This window comes from Sphingomonas carotinifaciens (assembly GCF_009789535.1).
In the GTDB taxonomy this organism is placed as follows: domain Bacteria; phylum Pseudomonadota; class Alphaproteobacteria; order Sphingomonadales; family Sphingomonadaceae; genus Sphingomonas; species Sphingomonas carotinifaciens.
Map to the genome: position 1 here is coordinate 790693 of NZ_WSUT01000005.1, position 19824 is coordinate 810516.

Annotated in this window: 13 protein-coding genes; 2 read left to right on the plus strand and 11 right to left on the minus strand. The window is 64.1% G+C overall.

What is annotated here, in order from left to right:
- Positions 1 to 102: 102 nt before the first annotated feature.
- The 10 genes from fliS to GQR91_RS19095 all read right to left on the minus strand — a co-directional run bounded on the left by fliS (position 103) and on the right by GQR91_RS19095 (position 12500).
- A complete protein-coding gene (gene fliS, locus GQR91_RS05725; RefSeq protein ID WP_311732274.1) occupies positions 103 to 495 on the minus strand; it encodes a flagellar export chaperone FliS in 393 nt (130 codons plus the stop codon).
- On the minus strand, positions 495 to 2000 hold the full coding sequence (gene fliD, locus GQR91_RS05730) for a flagellar filament capping protein FliD (RefSeq protein ID WP_149682704.1): 1506 nt from the start codon (positions 1998 to 2000) through the stop codon (positions 495 to 497). Before fliD ends, fliS begins: the two co-directional genes overlap by 1 nt.
- Positions 2001 to 2063: 63 nt before the next feature.
- Positions 2064 to 3194 carry a flagellar type III secretion system protein FlhB gene (gene flhB, locus GQR91_RS05735; RefSeq protein ID WP_149682705.1) on the minus strand — a complete coding sequence of 377 codons (1131 nt, stop codon included), beginning with the start codon at positions 3192 to 3194 and terminating at the stop codon, positions 2064 to 2066.
- Position 3195: 1 nt separating this feature from the next.
- Positions 3196 to 3969 carry a flagellar biosynthetic protein FliR gene (gene fliR, locus GQR91_RS05740; RefSeq protein WP_112383856.1) on the minus strand — a complete coding sequence of 258 codons (774 nt, stop codon included), beginning with the start codon at positions 3967 to 3969 and terminating at the stop codon, positions 3196 to 3198.
- Complete coding sequence (gene fliQ, locus GQR91_RS05745; RefSeq protein WP_112383855.1) at positions 3969 to 4238, minus strand: flagellar biosynthesis protein FliQ; 270 nt, start codon at positions 4236 to 4238, stop codon at positions 3969 to 3971. The genes fliR and fliQ overlap by 1 nt, the downstream gene beginning before the upstream one ends.
- Before the next feature lie 84 nt (positions 4239 to 4322).
- Complete coding sequence (locus GQR91_RS05750; protein ID WP_149682706.1) at positions 4323 to 6125, minus strand: DUF885 domain-containing protein; 1803 nt, start codon at positions 6123 to 6125, stop codon at positions 4323 to 4325.
- A gap of 307 nt (positions 6126 to 6432) precedes the next feature.
- Complete coding sequence (locus GQR91_RS05755; RefSeq protein WP_149682707.1) at positions 6433 to 8532, minus strand: RelA/SpoT family protein; 2100 nt, start codon at positions 8530 to 8532, stop codon at positions 6433 to 6435.
- A gap of 82 nt (positions 8533 to 8614) precedes the next feature.
- Positions 8615 to 9565 (minus strand): retropepsin-like aspartic protease, encoded by a 951-nt coding sequence (locus GQR91_RS05760; RefSeq protein ID WP_149682708.1) that lies wholly within the window; start codon positions 9563 to 9565, stop codon positions 8615 to 8617.
- A 362-nt stretch (positions 9566 to 9927) separates the two neighbouring features.
- On the minus strand, positions 9928 to 12315 hold the full coding sequence (locus tag GQR91_RS05765; RefSeq protein ID WP_260173199.1) for a ligase-associated DNA damage response DEXH box helicase: 2388 nt from the start codon (positions 12313 to 12315) through the stop codon (positions 9928 to 9930).
- Between the two features lie 14 nt (positions 12316 to 12329).
- On the minus strand, positions 12330 to 12500 hold the full coding sequence (locus GQR91_RS19095) for a hypothetical protein (protein ID WP_162527077.1): 171 nt from the start codon (positions 12498 to 12500) through the stop codon (positions 12330 to 12332).
- 109 nt (positions 12501 to 12609) lie between these two features.
- Here GQR91_RS19095 and GQR91_RS05770 point away from each other — a divergent pair, with 109 nt between their 5' ends.
- Positions 12610 to 13608 (plus strand): ligase-associated DNA damage response exonuclease, encoded by a 999-nt coding sequence (locus tag GQR91_RS05770; protein ID WP_149682709.1) that lies wholly within the window; start codon positions 12610 to 12612, stop codon positions 13606 to 13608.
- 536 nt (positions 13609 to 14144) lie between these two features.
- Entirely contained in the window at positions 14145 to 16967 is a 2823-nt protein-coding gene (locus tag GQR91_RS05775) for a TonB-dependent receptor domain-containing protein (RefSeq protein WP_235904068.1), read from the plus strand.
- A 163-nt stretch (positions 16968 to 17130) separates the two neighbouring features.
- Here the strand turns inward: GQR91_RS05775 and clpB are convergent, their stop codons facing one another.
- Positions 17131 to 19710, minus strand: a complete 2580-nt coding sequence (clpB, locus tag GQR91_RS05780; RefSeq protein WP_149682711.1) for an ATP-dependent chaperone ClpB — start codon at positions 19708 to 19710, stop codon at positions 17131 to 17133.
- Positions 19711 to 19824: the final 114 nt, after the last annotated feature.

Consider the following 19824-nt stretch of genomic DNA (forward strand, 5'->3'; position numbering starts at 1 on the left):
AAGTCGAAGGCCAAGCGCTGGTGGCTGTGCTTCGACTTCGCTCAGCACGAACGGAGCGAGGTGGATCGGATTTCACGCAGCTTGCGCTAGGCGCGGCGCCGATCACCCGCGGATGGAGCGCCAGGCCTCGGCGATCTCCGCCATGCTGGTGGCGACGTCGCGGAACGGCTGCGGGTCCTGCCCCAGCGAGGCATCGACGATCTGCTTGCGCGCGCCGGCATAAAGCCGCGCCAGCGTGACCGACAGGTCGCCGCCCTGATCGAAGTCCAGGCCGTTTTCCAGCGCGAACAGGATCGCGGTGGCGCGCGTCACGCGCTCGCTCTTGCGCGCCAGCTGGCGGTTCTCGGTCGCCCAGGCGGCGGTGCGCAGCGCCGCGATCAGTTCCTCGTAGAGCAACTGCACCAGCGCCGGCCCGTCCGCCATGGTGGAGCGGCCGACAATGTCGATCTGGCGATAGGTGGCCGCCGGATCGGCGGCGAGGGCCGATGCGTACATCAGCTATCCTTGGTCCACATCTTGATCTGCTGGTCCATGAAGCTCTGGACCGACTTGTAGGCGCTGACCTTGCTGTTCATGCTGGCGAACTGCGCGGTCATGCGGGTGGTCGTGGTTTCACGCTGGTCGGTCAGCTTGTCCTGCGCCTGGGTGGTATCGCTTTGCGCTTCGTTCAGGCGCTTGGTGCTCGCATCCAGGCCATAGGTGGTGCTGCTGGCGGCGAGCTGGATCTTGCCGAGCTGCGCGGACAGACCCATCAGGTTGCTGCTGCTGGGGGCGAACATCGCCTCCACCGCATCCGGATATTTGGTCAGCACTTCGGACAGGCGCTTGGTATCGACCTGCAGCGCGCCGGTCTTCTCGTTGGTGGTGACGCCGATCTCCGCCAGCGTCGTCGGCGTGCCGTCGGTGAAGCTGCCCGGCACGACCTTGGTCAAGGTGATCGACTGGAGCGAGCGTTGCAGCGCCTTGGCCGCGGCGTCGCTGCGCAGGTCGCCGGTGATCGGGTCCGTCGCCGCCTTCACGTCGGTCATCATCGAATTGATCGTGCTGACGAAGTCGGACACCACCGAAGTCAGCGCGGTGGTGGGCAGGGCGGCGCCCAGCGTGACCGGTGTCGAGGACGCCGATACCAGCGTCAGCTTCACGCCGTCGACCAGATCGTCCACCGTGTTGCTCGCGCGTTCGACATCGATACCGTCGACGGTCAGCTTGGCATTGGCGGCAGCGCCGGACAGCCGCGTGCCCGTGGCGCCGGTGCCGACATTCAGTGCCGACAGGCCGTCGGTGCCGCTGACCGTAAAGGCCTGGGCCGCGCCGGTCTTGCCCTTCATCGCCAGATAGGCGCTGCCATCGGCATTGGTGACCACCGAGGCGGTGACGCCGGCATTGGCGGCGTTGATCTTGGCCGCGATCTTGTCGATCGTCGCGTTTTCGGCATCGATGGTGATATCGATCGGTGTGGCAGAACCAGCGGTAAAGCCGTTCATCGCCTTGCCATCGGCGCTGTAGGTCGCGGTGCCCAGCGTGATGGTCAGCGTGCCCGTCCCGATCGATGCCGTCTTCGACACCGATGTGGCGGTCGCGGCGGTCTGTGCGGTGGCCAGCGCATTGACCGTGATCGACTTGGACAGGCCGGCCAGTTTCGCGCCCGGCGTGCCGCTGGCGGTCAGCACCGCGCTGTTGGAACTGCTCGGCTGCGTCGCCAACGTGCCGCCCTCGGTCAGCGACTTCAGCGCGGAATTGAAGTCGGTGATGCCGCTCTTCAGCTTGGCGACCGCCGAGATCTGCGTGGTCAGCGTTTCCGATTTCGCCTTCAGCGCGGCGGTGCGCGCGGCGAACTGCGCCTCGACCAGGCCCGGCACCAGCGTGCTGAGATCGACGCCGGACCCGGTGTTGAGCGAGGTGAACAGCGACTGCGCGGCGGCGGCCGTCGCGGATTGGGTCGCCGTCTTGGTCGTGGTCGTGGTGGCAGCAGTCGTCGTCGTGCTGGTGACGGTGGACATGGCTCAGGCTCCGGCGCGCATTCCAAAGGGTAAACGGCCGGTAAGGGCCGGGCTTTAGCGAAATCAGGGTTGGGGAATGCCGTTTTCGTCGAAGCGGGCGCTGGTCGGCACGTCGATCGGCGGTTGCGCGGTGCCGCCGGCGCGGGCGTTGAGGTTGAAGACGAAGGCGAGGACGACCGCGATCGCCTGGTACAGGTCGCCGCGCACCTCCTGGTTCTCGCGGCTGGTGTAATAGACGGCGCGCGCAAGCTGCGGATATTCCAGGATCGGGATCTTCAGCTCGCCCGCCACGTCGCGGATCGCCAGCGCGCTGACCCCGCGCCCCTTGGCGACGACGACGGGCACCTGATCGCGCCCGCGATCATAGCGCAGCGCGACCGCGAAATGCGTCGGGTTGGTCAGGATGACATGTGCCTCGGCGACGGCGCTGCGCACGCTGCGGCGGGACATTTCGCGCTGCTTGGCGCGCATGTGCGCCTTGGCCTCGGGCGAGCCCTCGGTCTCCTTGTGCTCGTCCTTCACCTCCTGCTTGGACATCTTCAGCTTCTTGAACAGCTGGAAGATCTGGATCGGGATGTCGAAGCCGGCGATCAGGACGAGGCCCAGCGCCATGACCAGCAGGATGCCCATGAAGGTGTCGCCCAGCTCTTCCAGCGCGGTCGGCAGGTTGGATTGCGCCAGCCCCAGCGTCGCGCGTGTCGACGTCCACAGCATATAGCCGCCGATCGCGCCGAGCAGCACGACCTTGAACAGCGACTTGCCCAGCTCGATCCAGCCCTGCGGCCCCAGGATGCGCTTCAACCCCGTTGCCGGGTTCAGCTTGGACGGCTTGGGCGCCAGTATCTTGGTGTTGAAGGTGAGCGAGCCGAGCCCCGCCTGGGACAGGATCGCAGCCAGCATGGTGATCGCGAACAGCGAGCCAAGCGCAGGCGCGAGGCGCCAGCCGGCCTGGACCAGCGGGCGGAACGGCTCGAAATCCTCCACATCGGCGTTGGAGAAGGTGAAGCTGGCCGCCATCACAGCGCGGCAGGCCGCGATCAGCGACGGCCCGAAGAACAGCATCCATGCGACACCGGCGAGAACGACAAGCGCAGCCCCGAGATCGCGGCTGCGCAGGATTTGGCCATCCTCCGCGGCTTTCTTGCGCCGCTTGGGTGTCGGGGCTTCTGTCTTGTCGCCACCCTCCTCGGACATGTCAGCGCAGCACCAGATTTTCCGCGGCGGCCAGCGCCTCGCGGATGATGACCAGCATGTAATCGCCCATCGCGGGGAAGGCGATGGCGAGTGCGATGACGCCGACCGCAAGGGCCGCCGGCAGGCCGACCGCGAACAGGTTCAGCGCGGGCGCGGCGCGGCTCATCATGCCGACGACGAGGTTCAGGCAGAGCAGCAGGAAGCCGACCGGCAGCGCCAGCAACAGCCCGGCGAAAAAGGCATAGCCGCCGAAAAAGGCGATCTCGCGAAACTGCGCCGCGGTCATCCACGCCCGTCCGGGGGGCAGCGCGTCATAGCTTTTGACCACCGTGTCGACCAGCACCAGATGCCCGTCGACCGACAGGAAGAGCAGCGTCAGCATGACCGTGAAGAACTGGCCCAGCGCCTGGGACGAGCGGCCGTTGAGCGGGTCGATCGTGGAGGCAAAGCCGATGCCCATCGATCCGCCGATCAGTTCACTGGCGACCAGCGGCGCGGCGAACGCGACCTGCAGGATCAGGCCCAGCGCCAGCCCGACGCTGGCCTCGGCGGCGACCGACAGGATGGTGGTGACCGAAAAGATCACCGGCGGCGGCACGACGCGGTGGGTGGCCAGCACCAGGAAGGCGATCGCGCCCGCCAGGCTGACGCGCACCGGCAGCGGCACCGACACGGCGCCAAACACGGGTGCGGTGATGAAGGCGGCACCGACGCGGATCATCACGAACAGCACCGCCCAGATCTGCGGCTCGATCGCGAGCCCGAAGCCGAGCATCAGCGCACAAGGTCCGGGATACGCTCGAACATGCTGACGGTGAAATCGCTGAGCAGCCCCAGGATCAGCCCGCCGAAGATCAGGATGGCGAAGGCAACGACGATCAGCTTGGGGACGAAGGACAAGGTCGCCTCGTTGATCGAGGTCGCCGCCTGGATCATGCCGATGATCAGGCCCGAGACGAGCACGGGCAACAGGATGGGCGCCGCGGCAAGCGCCAGCACCCACATCGTCTGGTTGGCGAGCGTCAGGAAATAATCGGCGTCCATCGTGGACGCGGGTCTAGAGAATCAGGGTTAATTTTAGGTGGATGTGATTGCTCCCTCTCCCCTCCGGGGAGAGGGAGCACCGCGTCACCCCCGCAACGCCTGCGCCCGCGCCTCGGTCAGTTGTTCCAGCATGGTCAGCGGCACCGCACCGGCCTCCAATATGTCGTGGAACTGCTTCAGGTCGAACCGATCCCCCAAGATCTCCTGTGCCTTTGCCCGCGCACGTAGCCAGCTTGCGTGACCGATCTTGTAGCTGCACGCCTGGCCCGGCATCGTGCAGTATCGCTCGATCTCGCGCTGCGAGCGGGGACGGGCGAAGCCGACCGTGTCGACGAAATATTGCGTCCCCTGCTCGCGCGTCCAGCGCTTGGTGTGGATGCCGGTATCCGCGACCAGCCGTGCGGCGCGGAACAGGAAGGATTGCAGGTATCCGGCGCGCTCGATCGGCCCGGCATAGCCGCCCAGCTCGTCCGCCAGCTGCTCGGCATAGAGCGCCCAGCCCTCCAGATAGGCGCCAAAGAAGCTGATCTTGCGCAGCACATGCGTGTCGGCGCGTTGCGCGGTGGAGATTTGCAGGTGATGGCCCGGCACGCCTTCATGATAGGTGAGCGAGGGCAGCGTGTATTTCGGCCAGTCGGCGACCGACTTCAGGTTGATCCAGTAGATGGCCGGGCGCGAACCATCCAGCGGCGCGCGGTAGTAATAGCCGTTCGACGCGCCATCCTGGATCGCGGCGGGCACCGCCTTGATCTCCAGCGGCGCATCGGGCGCATTGGTAAAGGCCTGCGGCAGCTTGGCCTGCATCGCGCGCACGCTGTCGTTCAGCCCGGCGATCAGCGCGGTGCGGCCGGCGGGCGTATCGGGATAAAGCTGTGCCGGCGTCGCATTGAGCGCGGCAAGGCGCGCGCCGACCGACCCCTTGGTCAATCCCTGCTGCTTCAGGATCGCATCCAGTTGGCTCGTCAGGTCGGCGACCTGCTCCAACCCCATCTGGTGCACTTCGCTGGGCGACAGGGTGGTGGTGGTCGCCGCCGCCAGCGCGGCGGCGTAGATCGCCTCGCCCTGCGGTACCGCCCACAGCCCGGCATCCTTGCGGGCACCCGCCCGCAGCTTGCGGACGAGCGCGATCTGGCGGTCGAGCGCGGGATAGACCTTGGCCCGGACGATCTCGGCGGCCTCAGCGGCATGGTCGCCGGCGATGTTCGCCTCGGCGGTGCGGCGGCGGATCGAATCGACCAGCGTGTTGGCCGCGGGCTGAGGCTGACGCAGCTTCATCATCTGGCCCAGCGCCAGATCGAGCGAGAAGTCGGGCGCGACAAGGCCGCGCTCCGCCTCCGCCGCCTGCACCGCGGTGTCGTTGTCGAGTGCCGTGCCCATCTGGTCGAGCCGGGCGATATAGGCGTCGGCATCGGCGGCATTGGCGACCGTATGCGTCGAATCGAGGAAGTCGGGCAGGTCGAAATACACGCCGCGCTGCTGCGTGATGCGATAGGGCTGGGTGGGCGCGTCGATGTCGAAGCGGGCGGGGCCGACCTGCTGCTGCTCGATCGAATATAGCACGACGTCGCGGTCGATCCGGCCTTGCGGCGACAACGTATCGGGCTGGATCGCGCGCAACTCGCGCTCCGCCATCTGCGCGCGCGCCAGGCTGCGCTTGCGGCCGGCAAGCGAATTGTCGTCCAGCTTCGACTTCAGCCCCGCATTGGCGCCCTTGTCGAAGCCGAGCGAGGTGGCAAGCTCGGGCGATTCCTGCAGCGTCGTCGCCAGGATGGTGTCGAACGCCGCCGTCAGCCGGGCGTCGCCGGGTGCGGCCTGCGCCACGGCACGCGGCGCCAGCGCAAACGCGCTCGCGGCCGTGGTGGCGCCGATGAAATTGCGGCGATTCATGCGCTTGTCTCCCTGAACCTGTTATCCGGTGGCTAGCCCGTTCGGGTCTTCATCGTCCAGCTTCGTCGGTCGATTGTTGGGTGGTTCACGCGAAGTCGCGAAGACGCGAAGAAGGGGGGCACGCGGAGACGCGGAGGGGATTCAGCGGGCGCAGGCGCACACGCACACGCACACGCCCTCTCGGCCGGGAGACAAGCTGCTACCCGTGACAAGAGAATGAGCCTGCGGCTCGGCGACACATCTCCGCGCCTCCGCGTCTCCGCGTGAACAAAAATCTTCGCGTCTTCGCGTCTTCGCGTGACTCAGATCAGACCCGCTCCACCGAGCCCACCACATCGGTCGCCCGCAACGCCGCCATCAGGCGCATCAGATGGTGCACGTCGTGCACCTCGACATCGATCATGTTGGTGTGGAAGCGTGCGTCGCGGGTGTCGAGGCGCAGGTTGATGATGTTGGCCTTGTGCGCGCCGATGACCGAGGCGAGCACGCCCAGCGCACCGGGCTCGTTCTTCACCATCACCGTGATGCGCGCGGTGGCGCCCTCGGTCTCGTCGCCCCAGGAAATGTCGACCCAGGCGGTTTCGTCGTCCGAACGGTCGGCAAGCTCGCTGAGCACCGGGCACTGTATCGCATGCACCTCGATCCCGGCATCGGGACGGCGCACGCCGACGATGCGGTCGCCGGGCACCGGGTGGCAGCATTCGGCGAGTTCATAGGCGACGCCCGGCGTCAGCCCCTTGATCGAGATCGCGCTGGATTGCGGCGCCAGTTCGGCGACGTCGGCGCCCGCCGATCCGGGCATCAGCGCCTCCATCACCGCCGCGTCCGAGATGGTGCGGCGCGCGATGGCGACCATCAACTGGCCTTCGTCCGACATCTTCAGCCGCTTCAGCGCCTCGGGAAGCGCATCCGCGCCGATCTGCGCGGGCAGGCGCTCGACGATATCCTCGTACAGCTTGGTGCCCAGCGTCACCTGCTCGGCGCGTTCCGCCTGGCGCAGATGGCGGCGGATCGCGGCCAGCGCCTTGCCGGTGATCGCGACGTTCAGCCAGTTGATCTGCGGCGTCTGCCCGGCGGAGCGCAGGATCTGCACCTGGTCGCCATTATCGATCACCGTCGACAAGGGGACGACGCGGCCGTTGATCTTGGCACCCACCGCCTGATCGCCCAGCGTGGTGTGCACGGCATAGGCGAAGTCGACCGGGGTCGCCCCCTTGGGCAACTGGATCAGCTCGCCCTTGGGCGTGAAGGCGAAGATGCGATCCTGATACATCGCCATGCGCGTGTGTTCGAGCAGCTCCTCGGGGCTGTCGGCGGTGTCGAGGATCTCGACCAGATCGCGAATCCAGCTCACCTGCTGGTCGTGGCGGGTCGCCTGCTTGTAGGTCCAGTGCGCGGCCAGCCCGTAATCGGCCTCGGCATGCATTTCGGGGGTGCGGATCTGGATCTCCACACGCGCGTCGCGGGCATGGATCACGCTGGTGTGCAGCGAGCGATAGCCGTTGCGCTTGGGCGTCGAGATATAGTCCTTGAACCGCCCCGGCACCATCGGCCAGCTGCGATGGATGATGCCAAGCGTGCGGTAGCAATCCTCCTCGGTCGGCACGATCGCGCGGAACGCCATCACGTCCGACAGTTGCTCGAAACTGATGTGCCGTTCGGACATCTTGCGGAAGATCGAATAGGGATGCTTTTCGCGGCCCGTCACCTCCGCCTCCACGCCGGCGCGCGAGAGCAGCAGCTTCAGGTCCAGTGCGATGCCGTTGATCCGGTCGTCGCCGCCCTCCTTCATCTGTTCCAGCCGGCGACTGATCGATTCATACGCCTCGGGTTCGAGCTGCTGGAAGGCGAGCGTCTGCATCTCCTTCATGAACTCGTACATGCCGATCCGCTCGGCGAGCGGGGCGTAGATGTCCATCGTCTCCTTCGCGATGCGCCGGCGCTTCTCGGGCTTCGCGATGTGGTGCAGCGTGCGCATATTGTGCAGCCGGTCGGCCAGCTTCACCAGCAGCACGCGGATATCGTCCGACATGGCGAGCAGGAACTTGCGCAGGTTTTCCGCCGCGCGCTCGTTCTCGGTCTGCGCCTCGATCTTGGACAGCTTGGTCACGCCGTCCACCAGTCGCGCGACATTGGGCCCGAACAGCCGCTCGATCTCCTCGGGCGTGGCGACCGTGTCCTCGATCGTGTCGTGCAGGATCGCGGTGGCGATCGTCACATCGTCCAGATGCAGGTCGGTCAGGATGCCCGCCACCTCGATCGGATGGCTGAAATACGGGTCGCCGGAGGCCCGTTTCTGGCTGCCATGCGCCTGCATGGAAAAGACATAGGCGCGGTTCAACAGCGCCTCGTCGGCCTCTGGATCGTAGTCGAGCACGCGGTCGACGAGTTCATACTGGCGGAGCACACCCCATAGATGGCGTCACCGCGCGCTGCTTTGCAATATATTTGATGCGATCAGGGTAATCGGGGCGACCTGACGGGGCGCTTCAACCGGGCCAGACGGGGCGCCCGCGATCCGTGCGGTGGTTGAGGAAGCGGATCTGGCGGTTGGGAAAGTCGATCGCCACCCGCCGGAACAGGCGCAGCACATCCATGCCGAGCAGCAGCGCGGGCTTGTCGCCCAGCCCCAGCCGGTCGAACGCCGCGCTGTCGGCAAAGCCCATCGGCACGCTCGCGAAGTGGATGCCGCCGACCACCAGATCGTCGGCGAGGAGCGACGGCGCGACCAGCGACTGGCCGGTCACCGAGGTGAGCGTGACGGCGGGCAAGGTCCGTTGCCGCCGGGTCATCGCGTTCAGCAGCGCGCCGTTGCCGATGCTGTAGGGGGTGCCGGTGTCGATCACCACCGCGATGCGGGTGCCGCGCCACGCGGCATCGGTGACGATCAACTGTCCCAGCCGCGACCGGGCGGTAATGACGATCTCGTCCGCCGCCCCCTTTCGCGCGCGGCGCGGGGCGGGGATCAGCGTCATCTGGTCGCGATCGAAATCGATGGTGACCGCATGGTCCTGCAACGCATCGATGCCGAGCAGCCCCTGCGCCCCGATATGTTGCGCCGCCAGCGCAGGCGCGACCACGCCGCGTGGCGGCAGGCTGCTGACCCGAAGCGCGGGGATGATCGCGGTTTCCACCGGCATGATGCCGGTCAGCGCGACGATGCGTGCACCGGGGCCAGCGGTCAGCCCCAGCACCCCCGCCAGTTCGCGCGCGATCACGGTGCGCTCCGCCCCCGTATCGATGACGAAATGCCAGGGGCCACGCGCGCCGATCATCACCGGCACGGTCATGCGCTGCTCCACCGCGCCCAGCTGCAGCAACGTCTCGTCAGGTATGGGGAGCGGCGGCGGCGTCGAGGGCGGGATGACCAGCGGCACATGCTGGGCAGGTGCCGAAGCGGCTGCAACCGTAAGAGAAAAGGCGGCAATCGCACGCTTCATGCTGCGCAACATGCGCGCAGCATAAGCTTTTTCCAAGTGCCGGTATCCCCTCTCCCCTTCTGGGGAGCATCAGGTAAACAGCGCCCCGCGCTGTTTACCTGATGCTGGAGGGGCCCGCCGCGCCAGCGGTGGGAGGGTGAGGGGCCGCCAAGCAGCGCAACATCCAAGCTTCTCCCGCTCCAAAGGAAGGTTTGAAGCAGGATCACATCACCTTGATCTGTTCGGACCGATACAGTGCCACGCATAGCGACCTGTCTCTCGAGACGCGGCTGCGCAGCTACTCGACGACTACTCGAGATGAACGGCAAGGAGGGGAGCGGGTGGATCACCCCGATGTCATCCAACCCCAACTCCCCGCCACCCTAATCCACCCGCATCGCCTCCGCCGCCAGCGCCTCCGCCTCGATCAGCAACGCATCGTCGCCGATCGTGGTGGACACCTTCTCCCGCCCGATCAGCACCAATACCGGCACCGCGAGTGGGCTGACCCGTTCCAGATCGACGTGCAGCATCGTCCCCGCCGCGCGGTCGAGCAGATGCGCGAGACGCCCGACATCGGTCATCCGCGCGCGGGCATCGTCCCATGCGGCCTGCAGCAGCAGGTGGCTGGGCTCGTATTTGCGCAGTACGTCGTAGATCAGGTCGGTCGAGAACGTCACCTGCCGCCCCGATTTGCGGCGGCCGGGATGCTGGCGCTCGACCAGACCGCCGATCACCGCCACCTCGCGAAAGGCGCGTTTGAGCAGGTGCGACTGCTGCACCCAGTCGACGAACTCATGTTCCAGAATATCGGAGGAGAACAGGCTGGCGGGATCGGTGATCTTTTCCAGCCCATAGCACGCTAGCGCATAGTCGTTCGCGACGAAGCCGAGCGGCTTCAGCCCCTGTGCCTCCATCCGCCGGGTGATGAGCATCCCCAGCGACTGATGCGCATTCCACCCCTCGAAGCTGTAGGCGACCATGTAATGCCGCCCCTCGCGCGGGAAGGTCTCGACCAGCAGCTGGCCGGGGGCGGGCATCATCGAGCGGCGGCTCTGGATCGCCAGCCAGTCGCGCACATCCTCCGGAAAGCGGTGCCATTCGTCCGGTGATGCCAGAAAGTCGCGCACCCGTGCGGCAAGGCTGGTCGACAGCGGCATGCGGCTGCCGCCATAGCTGGGGATGCGCGCCGGGCGGCTGGTCGCGCGGACGATCAGGTCCTCGGTATCGATCGTCTCCACCTCCAGGCTGAGCCCGGCGAAGAAGAAGGTGTCGCCCGGCGCCAGCGTGGCGGCGAAGCCTTCCTCCACCTTGCCCAGATTGCGGCCGTTGCGGAACCGCACCTTCAGCATCGTCGCTTCCACGATGATCCCGGCGTTCAGCCGGTGCTGCGCGATGAATTGCGGGTGGCTGACCCGCCACAGCCCGTCCGCCTGCTGGGTCAGCCGCTTGAACCGGTCATAGGCGCGCAAGCTGTAGCCGCCGTCGCGGATGAAGCCCAGCACCCGCTCGAACAGGTCGTCGGTCAATGCGGAATAGGGCAGGGCGGAGCGGATCTCGTCCAGCAACGCGGCCTGAGCGAAGGGCGCGGCGCAGGCGCAGGCCATCACATGCTGCGCCAGCACGTCGAGCGCACCGGGGCGGAACAGGTCCGGGTCCAGCTCGCCCGCCTCCACCGCATCCAGCGCGGCACGCGCTTCCAGATATTCGAAGCGGTTGCCGGGGACGAGGATCGCCTCGCTCGACTCGTCCAGCCGGTGGTTGGCGCGCCCGATCCGCTGGAGCAGCCGCGACGATCCCTTGGGCGCGCCCATCTGGATCACGCAGTCGACATCGCCCCAGTCGACCCCCAGGTCGAGGCTGGAGGTGGCGACCAGCGCGCGCAGCTTGCCCGCCGCCATCGCCGATTCCACCTTGCGCCGTGCCTCCAGCGCCAGGCTGCCATGATGGACGCCGATCGGCAGGCCCTTGTCGTTCGCCTTCCACAGGTCCTGGAAGATCAGCTCGGCCAGACTGCGCGTGTTGCAGAAGATGATCGCGGTACGGTGGGCCTCGATTTCGCGCATCACCTGTGCCGCGGCATAGCGGCCCGAATGCCCCGCCCAGGGCACCCGGTCCTGCGGCAACAGGATCGAGATGTCGGGCGGTGCGCCCGCCTCGCCCTGGACCAGCGACACCGCATCGATGTCGCCATCGGGCGCCAGCCAGGCGCGGTAGCCGTCGGGGTCCGCCACCGTTGCCGATAGTGCGACCCGCCGCAAATTCGGCGCCAGCCGCTGGAGCCGCGCCAGCGCCAACGCCAGCAGGTCGCCGCGCTTGCCCGTGGCAAAGGCGTGGACCTCGTCCACGACGATGGTCTTCAGCCCCGCGAACAGGGTCACGCTGTCCGGATAGCTGAGCAATAGCGACAGTGATTCGGGCGTGGTCAGCAGGATGTGTGGCGGCTTGGTGCGCTGGCGCGCCTTGCGGTCGGACGGGGTGTCGCCGGTGCGGGTCTCCACCCGGATGTCCACCCCCATCTCCTCGATGGGGCCCAGCAGGTTGCGCTGAATATCCACCGCCAGCGCCTTCAACGGCGAGACATAGAGGGTGTGGAGACCTTGCACCGACGCATCGATCAGGTCGACCAGCGTCGGCAGGAAACCGGCCAGCGTCTTGCCCGCGCCCGTCGTCGCGACCAGCAGCGCGTGTCGCCCCGCTTGCGCCTGTTCCAGCATGGCGAGCTGATGCGCGCGCGGCTGCCAGCCGCGGTTCTCGAACCAGCGCGCCAAGGGCGCGGGAAGCGTCAGTGCCGGGTTCGGTCCGTCGTGCCCTGGTCGTACAGGTCGCGCGTCGCCTGTTCGGTCTGGCGCAGCTTCGCTTTCGACGTGCGGTTCTTCAGCATCGCCCAGCCGATCGCCAGGGCGAGCAGGATCGGACCGAGGATCACCACCGTGCCCCAAAGGCCACCTTCCATCAGGATTCTCCTTCATCGCTGTCCCGCCCCGTCAAGCATAGTCAACGATATAGGGGCGATGTTCGATCCGTGACGGCACCGAAACCGCGGCCCACGCGTAATTCGGTGCATGGCAAAGCTAGGCGACTGGATCGAACCGCACCCCCACGGCATCTATGTGCGGCCCGCGGACGCATGGGTGGACCCCTCCGAACCGGTGCCGCGCGCGCTGGTGACGCATGGCCATGCCGACCATGCGCGCGGCGGGCACCAGACGGTGTGGGCGACGCCGGAAACGCTGGCGATCATGGCCTGTCGGTACGGGCCGCAGAACGGCATGCCCGTCGCCTATGGCGAAACGATCCGGCTGGGCGAGGTGGAGGTGGGCTATGTGCCCGCCGGTCATGTGCTGGGATCAGCGCAGATCGTGCTCGACTATCGTGGCGAACGGGTGGTGGTGTCGGGCGACTACAAGCGTCGCCTGGATCCCACCTGCGCCCCGTTCGAGCCAGTGTCCTGCGACGTCTTCGTGACCGAGGCGACGTTCGCGCTGCCCGTCTTCCGCCATCCCGATACCGGCGACGAGATCGACAAGCTGATCGCGCGGCTGCACGCGAACCCCGATCGCTGCGTCGTTGTCGGCGCCTATGCGCTCGGCAAGGCACAGCGCGTGATCGCCGAACTGCGCGCCCGCGGCCATCGCCAGCCCATCTACATTCACGGCGCGCTGGCGCGTCTGTGCGACCTCTATGTGGAGCATGGCATTGATCTTGGGGAATTATTGCCGGTCGCCGACACGCCAAAGGCGGCCATGGCCGGACACGTCGTCGTCTGCCCCCCCGGCGCCCTAAACGACCGCTGGTCCAGACGCCTCCCCGACCCCATCACCGCCATGGCCAGCGGCTGGATGCGCATCCGCCAACGCGCCCGGCAAAAGAACATCGAGCTCCCCCTTATCCTGTCCGATCACGCCGACTGGGACGAACTGACCGACACCCTGACCGAGATCGCGCCAAAGGAAGTCTGGGTGACCCATGGTCGGGAGGAGGCGTTGGTTCACTGGTGCATGACCCGCCAGATCAAGGCCCGGGCGCTGGCGCTGGTAGGGTTTGAGGATGAGGATGATTGAGTGAAGGCATCGCCTAGCGGGTCTTCTTCTCCTGAGCTGAAGGCGGCATCCTGAAATGCATCACGTGAGTCATCGCCGCGTTCTGTCGCTGGTCAGACTTGTTCCATGTCCAGCTATCCCCACAGGTTACATCAAACCGACAGTCATTGTTCATGGATTGTTCCCATAGCGATCGTCCCACCGGAATGACATCGGCAATGCAGCAAGCGATATGCTTTTTAGGAGATGTAGAAATTTTGTGAAGTTATGCTCGTATCGAACTGAAATACAATATTTAAGTGAAAATTATAATTGATGATGATCGGTAATATATCGCCCATGGTGTGTCGCCAATGTAACACCAGCGTCGAATTGCCGGGCAAAGCCCGCGTTCAATATTGCAAAACATGATCCCGAGAACTTAACTCTCAACTTGTCATCAGATTAGGTTGTCTTTTCTGACGAAAATCAAAGGCGAGAAAGATAAATTCTCGCATTAACAAGTTGGGGGTTTCACAATGAAAACGTGCAAATTCCGTCTCTTAGCGACGGTATTTATGGCTGGAGTGGTTTCAACGGCTTTCCCGGCCTTTGCCCAGCAAGCAACCCCAGCAGATGGTGATGCGCAAACGACCTCTGAGACGGAGACCGGCTCGGGCGGGGACATCGTTGTCACTGGTTCTCGTATCGCTAGTCGCGCATTGCAGACAGCGGCGCCAGTTGCGGTCGTCGGTCAGGAGGAGTTTCAGCTTTCCGGGTCGGTCAATGTTGAGTCAGTCATTAATACCCTGCCCCAGGTAATTCCAGGCTCGACTGCATTCTCAAACAATCCCGGCGGTGGCGTATCGACGCTCAATCTACGGGGCTTGGGATCTCAACGAACGCTCGTCTTGGTCAATGGTCGTCGATGGGTATCTTATGATACTTCACAAGTTGTCGATCTCAACACGATCCCGGCGTTTCTTCTTGAAGGCATAGACGTCGTAACCGGCGGCGCATCGGCAGTTTATGGTTCTGATGCCGTAGCTGGTGTTGTTAATTTCCGGCTACGTAACAACCTGAACGGCGTTCTGGTAGGCGGGCAATATGGCATAACACAGCGTGGCGACGGGGCTAGGTATGAAACCTACCTTGCAGTTGGAGGTGACCTAGGCGATCGAGGTCATGCTACGGTTTACGGCGAATATTACAACCGTGATTCGATCTTTCAGGGCGCCCGCGACTTTTCTGAAAGCGCACTCGGCGAGAATGCGACAAGTACCGGCCTGATCCCGGCCGGTTCGTCGACCACTCCCTTCGGTCGTTTCACTTCAACCAATCCCAATTGCCCCGCTGGTAACGTGTTTTGCTCTCCAGGTGCATACTTCACCGCTCCTGGTGTCAGCCGCACCCGGACCGCGACCGATCTTTATAACTACGCGGTCGACAACTATCTGATGGTTCCGCAAGAGCGGTATTTGATTGGCGGATATGCGGATTACGAAGTCAAGGACGGTCATACCGCTTATCTAGAGGCGACATTTGTCAACAATCGTGTCGCTAACGAATTGGCGCCGACGCCGGTAACGGGGACGTTCCAAGTGAACATCAACACCGTTGCGCCGTTTCTTTCGGCCAATGACATAGCCGCTCTGCGGGTACTGGATGCCGCTGCTGCAGTGGGTAATACCGTCGGCGACGGCATTGTGCCACTTACCGTGCAGCGGCGTATCAATGAAGCCGGGCGGCGTAACTCCTTGGACGAGCGAAGTGCATTCCGGCTACTGGCCGGAGTTCGCGGCGACATCACAGAGTGGTTGAACTATGATGCGTATTATTCTTACGCACGAACCCGAAACTCGAATGTTCAGCGTGGCAATATATCTCGCTCGGCATTTCAGGCGGGTTTGAATGGCACCGCTGATGCAATCAACATCTTTGGTCCAGGCACGCTAACGCCAGCTATGCTCGACCAGATCACGATCCTGGCACAAAATGGCGATACGTCCGTGTTGCAGGTGGCAAATGCGTCCATGTCGGGTTCGCTGTTCAACCTCGGCATGGGTGCGGAAGATATCGGATTTGCGCTGGGCGGCGAATATCGAAAGATGTCATCCGAATTCATTCCTGATACCGCACTGTCCTCGGGTGACGTGATCGGCTTCAATGCCGGCGATCCCACGGCTGGCAGCTACAATGTAAAGGAAGTATTCGGCGAAATCCGCGTTCCGATCCTTGCTGATAAGCCGTTTTTCAACAGGCTGGAATTGCATGGCGCGGGGCGATATTCCGACTACTCGCTTGGCGCTGTAGGTGGCGTGTGGACCTACGCCGGCGATTTCACCTGGGCTCCCATCCGCGATATCATGTTCCGTGGCCAATATCAGCGCGCCGTTCGTGCACCAAATGTGGGTGAGCTGTTCGGTGGCCAAGCCACAGGATTCTACCAGGCGCAGGATCCTTGTGCCTTGGCTTCGGCGGCAACCGATGCATCAGTGCGTAACATTTGTATCGCAACGGGAGTGCCAGCTGGATCGGTTGGATCTGACACTTTAACGTTGAATTCACAAATTCAGGCAACTGTTGGTGGGAATCCAAACCTCCAAGAGGAAAAATCTGACTCCTACACCGCAGGTGTCGTATTGACGCCGACGTTCATCCGTGGGCTATCGATTCGCGTTGATTATTTTAATATCAAAGTCGAAAACACCATTTCGCAGTTGGGCGGAGGCGTATCGAATGCGCTAAATCTCTGCTACAATGTCATACAGAACGTGAATAGTGTGTATTGCCAAGCGTTTCAGGGAACGCGTAACGCGCTCGGTCAGTTCGACGGTGTTGTAGCCCCACAAATCCTGAATGCAAATGTCGGTCGATTGCAAGTAGAGGGTGTCGATTTTGCTGCTGATTTATCCACGCGGCTTGGATTCTCGCTTTTAGGTGGTGAGGAAACTCGACTGAACGCAACGTTGCAGGGTACCTATACGGCTCGTAACGATCTTACCCCGGTACAGGATCTGCCGGATCAGATAAACCGCTGTGCTGGAAACTTCGGTATTCTAGCTTGTGGGACGCCAACCCCGAAGTGGAAGTGGACTTCGCGGGTTTCATTACTCGATGGACCGTCGACGATCAGCGCCCGATGGCGCCATCTTTCGAGTGTCCGGGATGATAATCCCGATACGACCTATTTTGTAGAACGGATCCCGTCTTATGACGTATTCGATCTCACCTTTTCCTTTGCCGTCAACAGCAGCATGAATTTTTCGGTTGGCGTTAATAACATCTTTGATAAGCAGCCAAAAATACTGGGCTTAAATCAGGAGCAGGCGAATACCTATCCGGGTGTATATGATGTTCTTGGTCGAGACTTTTTTGCCGCGGTAAGATTTGAATTTTAAACAACATATATCTTGTCACGAGAAGCATCATGTTTGCTCGTGGCAAGATATGAGAAAATTGAGTAGAGGTTGCTCGTTCTCTAAACGATAACTTTTTGCGACCTCAATTTTTCTCAAAAAAGGGCCGGCGTAGCCGGCCCTTTGTATATCGTGATACGGCTGTTCAACGTACCACCAACACCAACCGGCCATCCCCCTCATCGACGTGCACCGTGGTGCCGTCCTTCACCTCGCCACGTAGGATCGCCTCGGCCAGCGGGTCCTGCAGATAGCGTTGCACCGCGCGCTTCAGCGGCCGGGCGCCATAGACGGGGTCGTAGCCGACACGGCCCAGCCACGCGCGGGCGGCGTCGGTCAGGTCGAGCGTCACCTTGCGATCCGCCAGCAGCTTGCCGACGCGGCCGATCTGAATGTCGACGATCGGGCCCATATGCGCCTGACCCAGCCGGTGGAACAGGATCACCTCGTCCAGCCGGTTGAGGAATTCCGGGCGGAAATGCGCACGGACGATCTCCATCACCTGTGGCTCGACGGTTTCCACGTCCTGGCCTTCTTCCAAGTTCGCCAGATATTGGCTGCCCAGGTTGCTGGTCAGTATGATGAGCGTGTTCGAGAAGTCGACAGTGCGGCCCTGACCGTCGGTCAGGCGGCCATCGTCCAACACCTGAAGCAGCACGTTGAACACGTCGCCATGCGCTTTTTCCACTTCGTCGAACAGCACCACCTGATACGGCCGGCGCCGCACGGCCTCGGTCAGCACGCCGCCCTCCTCATAACCGACATAGCCGGGAGGGGCGCCGATCAGCCGGGCGACGGCGTGCTTCTCCATGAACTCGCTCATGTCGATGCGCACCATGGCGCTGGCGTCGTCGAACAGGAACTCGGCGAGCGCCTTGGTCAGCTCAGTCTTGCCCACGCCCGTCGGCCCCAGGAACAGGAAGCTGCCGAGCGGCCGGTTGGGGTCCTGTAGCCCGGCCCGCGCACGCCGCACCGCGGTGGAGACCGCGCGCACCGCATCGGCCTGACCGATGACGCGCTGGCCGAGCACCGCCTCCATCTTCAGCAGCTTCTCGCGCTCGCCCTCCAGCATCCGGTCGACCGGCACGCCCGTCCAGCGGCTGACCACGCCGGCGATATCGTCCGCGGTCACCTCCTCGCGCAGCATCGCGCCCTTGGTGGTCGCCGCCGCCTCCGCCAGCTGCTTTTCCAGCGTCGGAATGCGGCCGTAGGACAGCTCGCCCGCGCGTGCGAGGTCCCCCTGCCGCTGCGCCTGCTCCAGCTCCAGCCTCGCGGCGTCGAGCTGTTCCTTCAGCTTGGCCTCACCCGCAATCTTGTCCTTCTCCGCCTGCCAGCGCGTGGTCAGTTCGGCGGACTGCTGTTCCAGATTGGCGAGTTCGCCTTCCAGCGTTTCCAACCGGTCGACCGAGGCGGCATCCGTTTCGCGGCGCAACCCTTCGCGCTCGATCTTCAGGCGCAGGATCCGGCGGTCGAGCGTTTCGATCTCCTCGGGCTTCGATTCCACCTCCATGCGGATGCGGCTGGCGGCTTCGTCCATCAGGTCGATCGCCTTGTCGGGCAGGAAGCGGTCGGTGATGTAGCGGTTCGAAAGCGTCGCGGCCGACACCAGCGCACCGTCGGTGATGCGCACGCCGTGGTGAAGCTCGTACTTCTCCTTCAGCCCGCGCAGGATGCTGATCGTGTCCTCCACCGTCGGCTCACCGACGAAGACCGGCTGGAACCGCCGCTGGAGCGCCGGGTCCTTTTCGACATATTTGCGGTACTCATCGAGCGTGGTCGCGCCGACGCAGTGCAATTCGCCGCGAGCAAGCGCGGGCTTCAACAGGTTGCCCGCATCCATCGCGCCTTCGGATTTGCCCGCGCCGATCAGCGTGTGCATCTCGTCGATGAACAGGATGATGTCGCCCTCGGCGGCCTTCACCTCGTCCAGCACGCCCTTCAGCCGCTCTTCGAACTCGCCGCGATATTTCGCACCTGCGATCAACGCGCCCATGTCCAGCGCCATCAGGCGGCGGTCCTTCAGCGTGTCGGGCACGTCGCCATTGGCGATGCGCAGCGCCAGCCCCTCGGCGATCGCCGTCTTGCCGACGCCGGGTTCGCCGATCAGGGCCGGGTTGTTCTTGGTACGGCGAGCCAGGATCTGGATGGTGCGGCGAATCTCCTCGTCGCGGCCGATCACCGGGTCGAGCTTGCCGTCGCGGGCGGCCTCGGTCAGATCACGCGCGAACTTTTTCAGCGCGTCATAGCGGTCCTCGGCGCCTGCGGTGTCGGCCGTACGCCCCTGGCGCAGTGTGTTGATCGCGCCGTTCAGCGCCTCCGCGCGAACGCCACCGCTCGCCAGCGCCTTGCCGGCCGGGGTCGTCCCCGCCAGGGTGAGGGCGAGCAGAAGCCGCTCCACCGTGACGAAGCTGTCACCCGCCTTTTGCGCCACCTGTTCAGCCTGATCGAGCACGCGAACCAGATCATTGTCGAGGCCAGGCGATCCCTGCGCACCCGAACCGCTGACAGCGGGAATTTTTGCGAGGGCGGCATCCGTTTCGGCCGCGACGCGGCGCGCATCGCCACCGGCGGCCTGGATCAAGCCGCTGGCCATGCCCTGATCGTCTTCGATCAACGCCTTTAGCAGATGTTCGCTGCCGATCCGCTGATGGCCCATGCGAATGGCGACGGTTTGGGCGGCTTGCAGAAAGCCCTTGGCCCGGTCGGTAAATTTTTCGAGGTTCATCTGGAGTCCCTGTATCTATTGGGTGTCAGATGGTGTTGCTTATGGGGAACACAAGGGCGGTTTTGAGTGTTGAAATTTGTCTTCGCATCCCGTTGCACCCCCAAACAGGCCGAT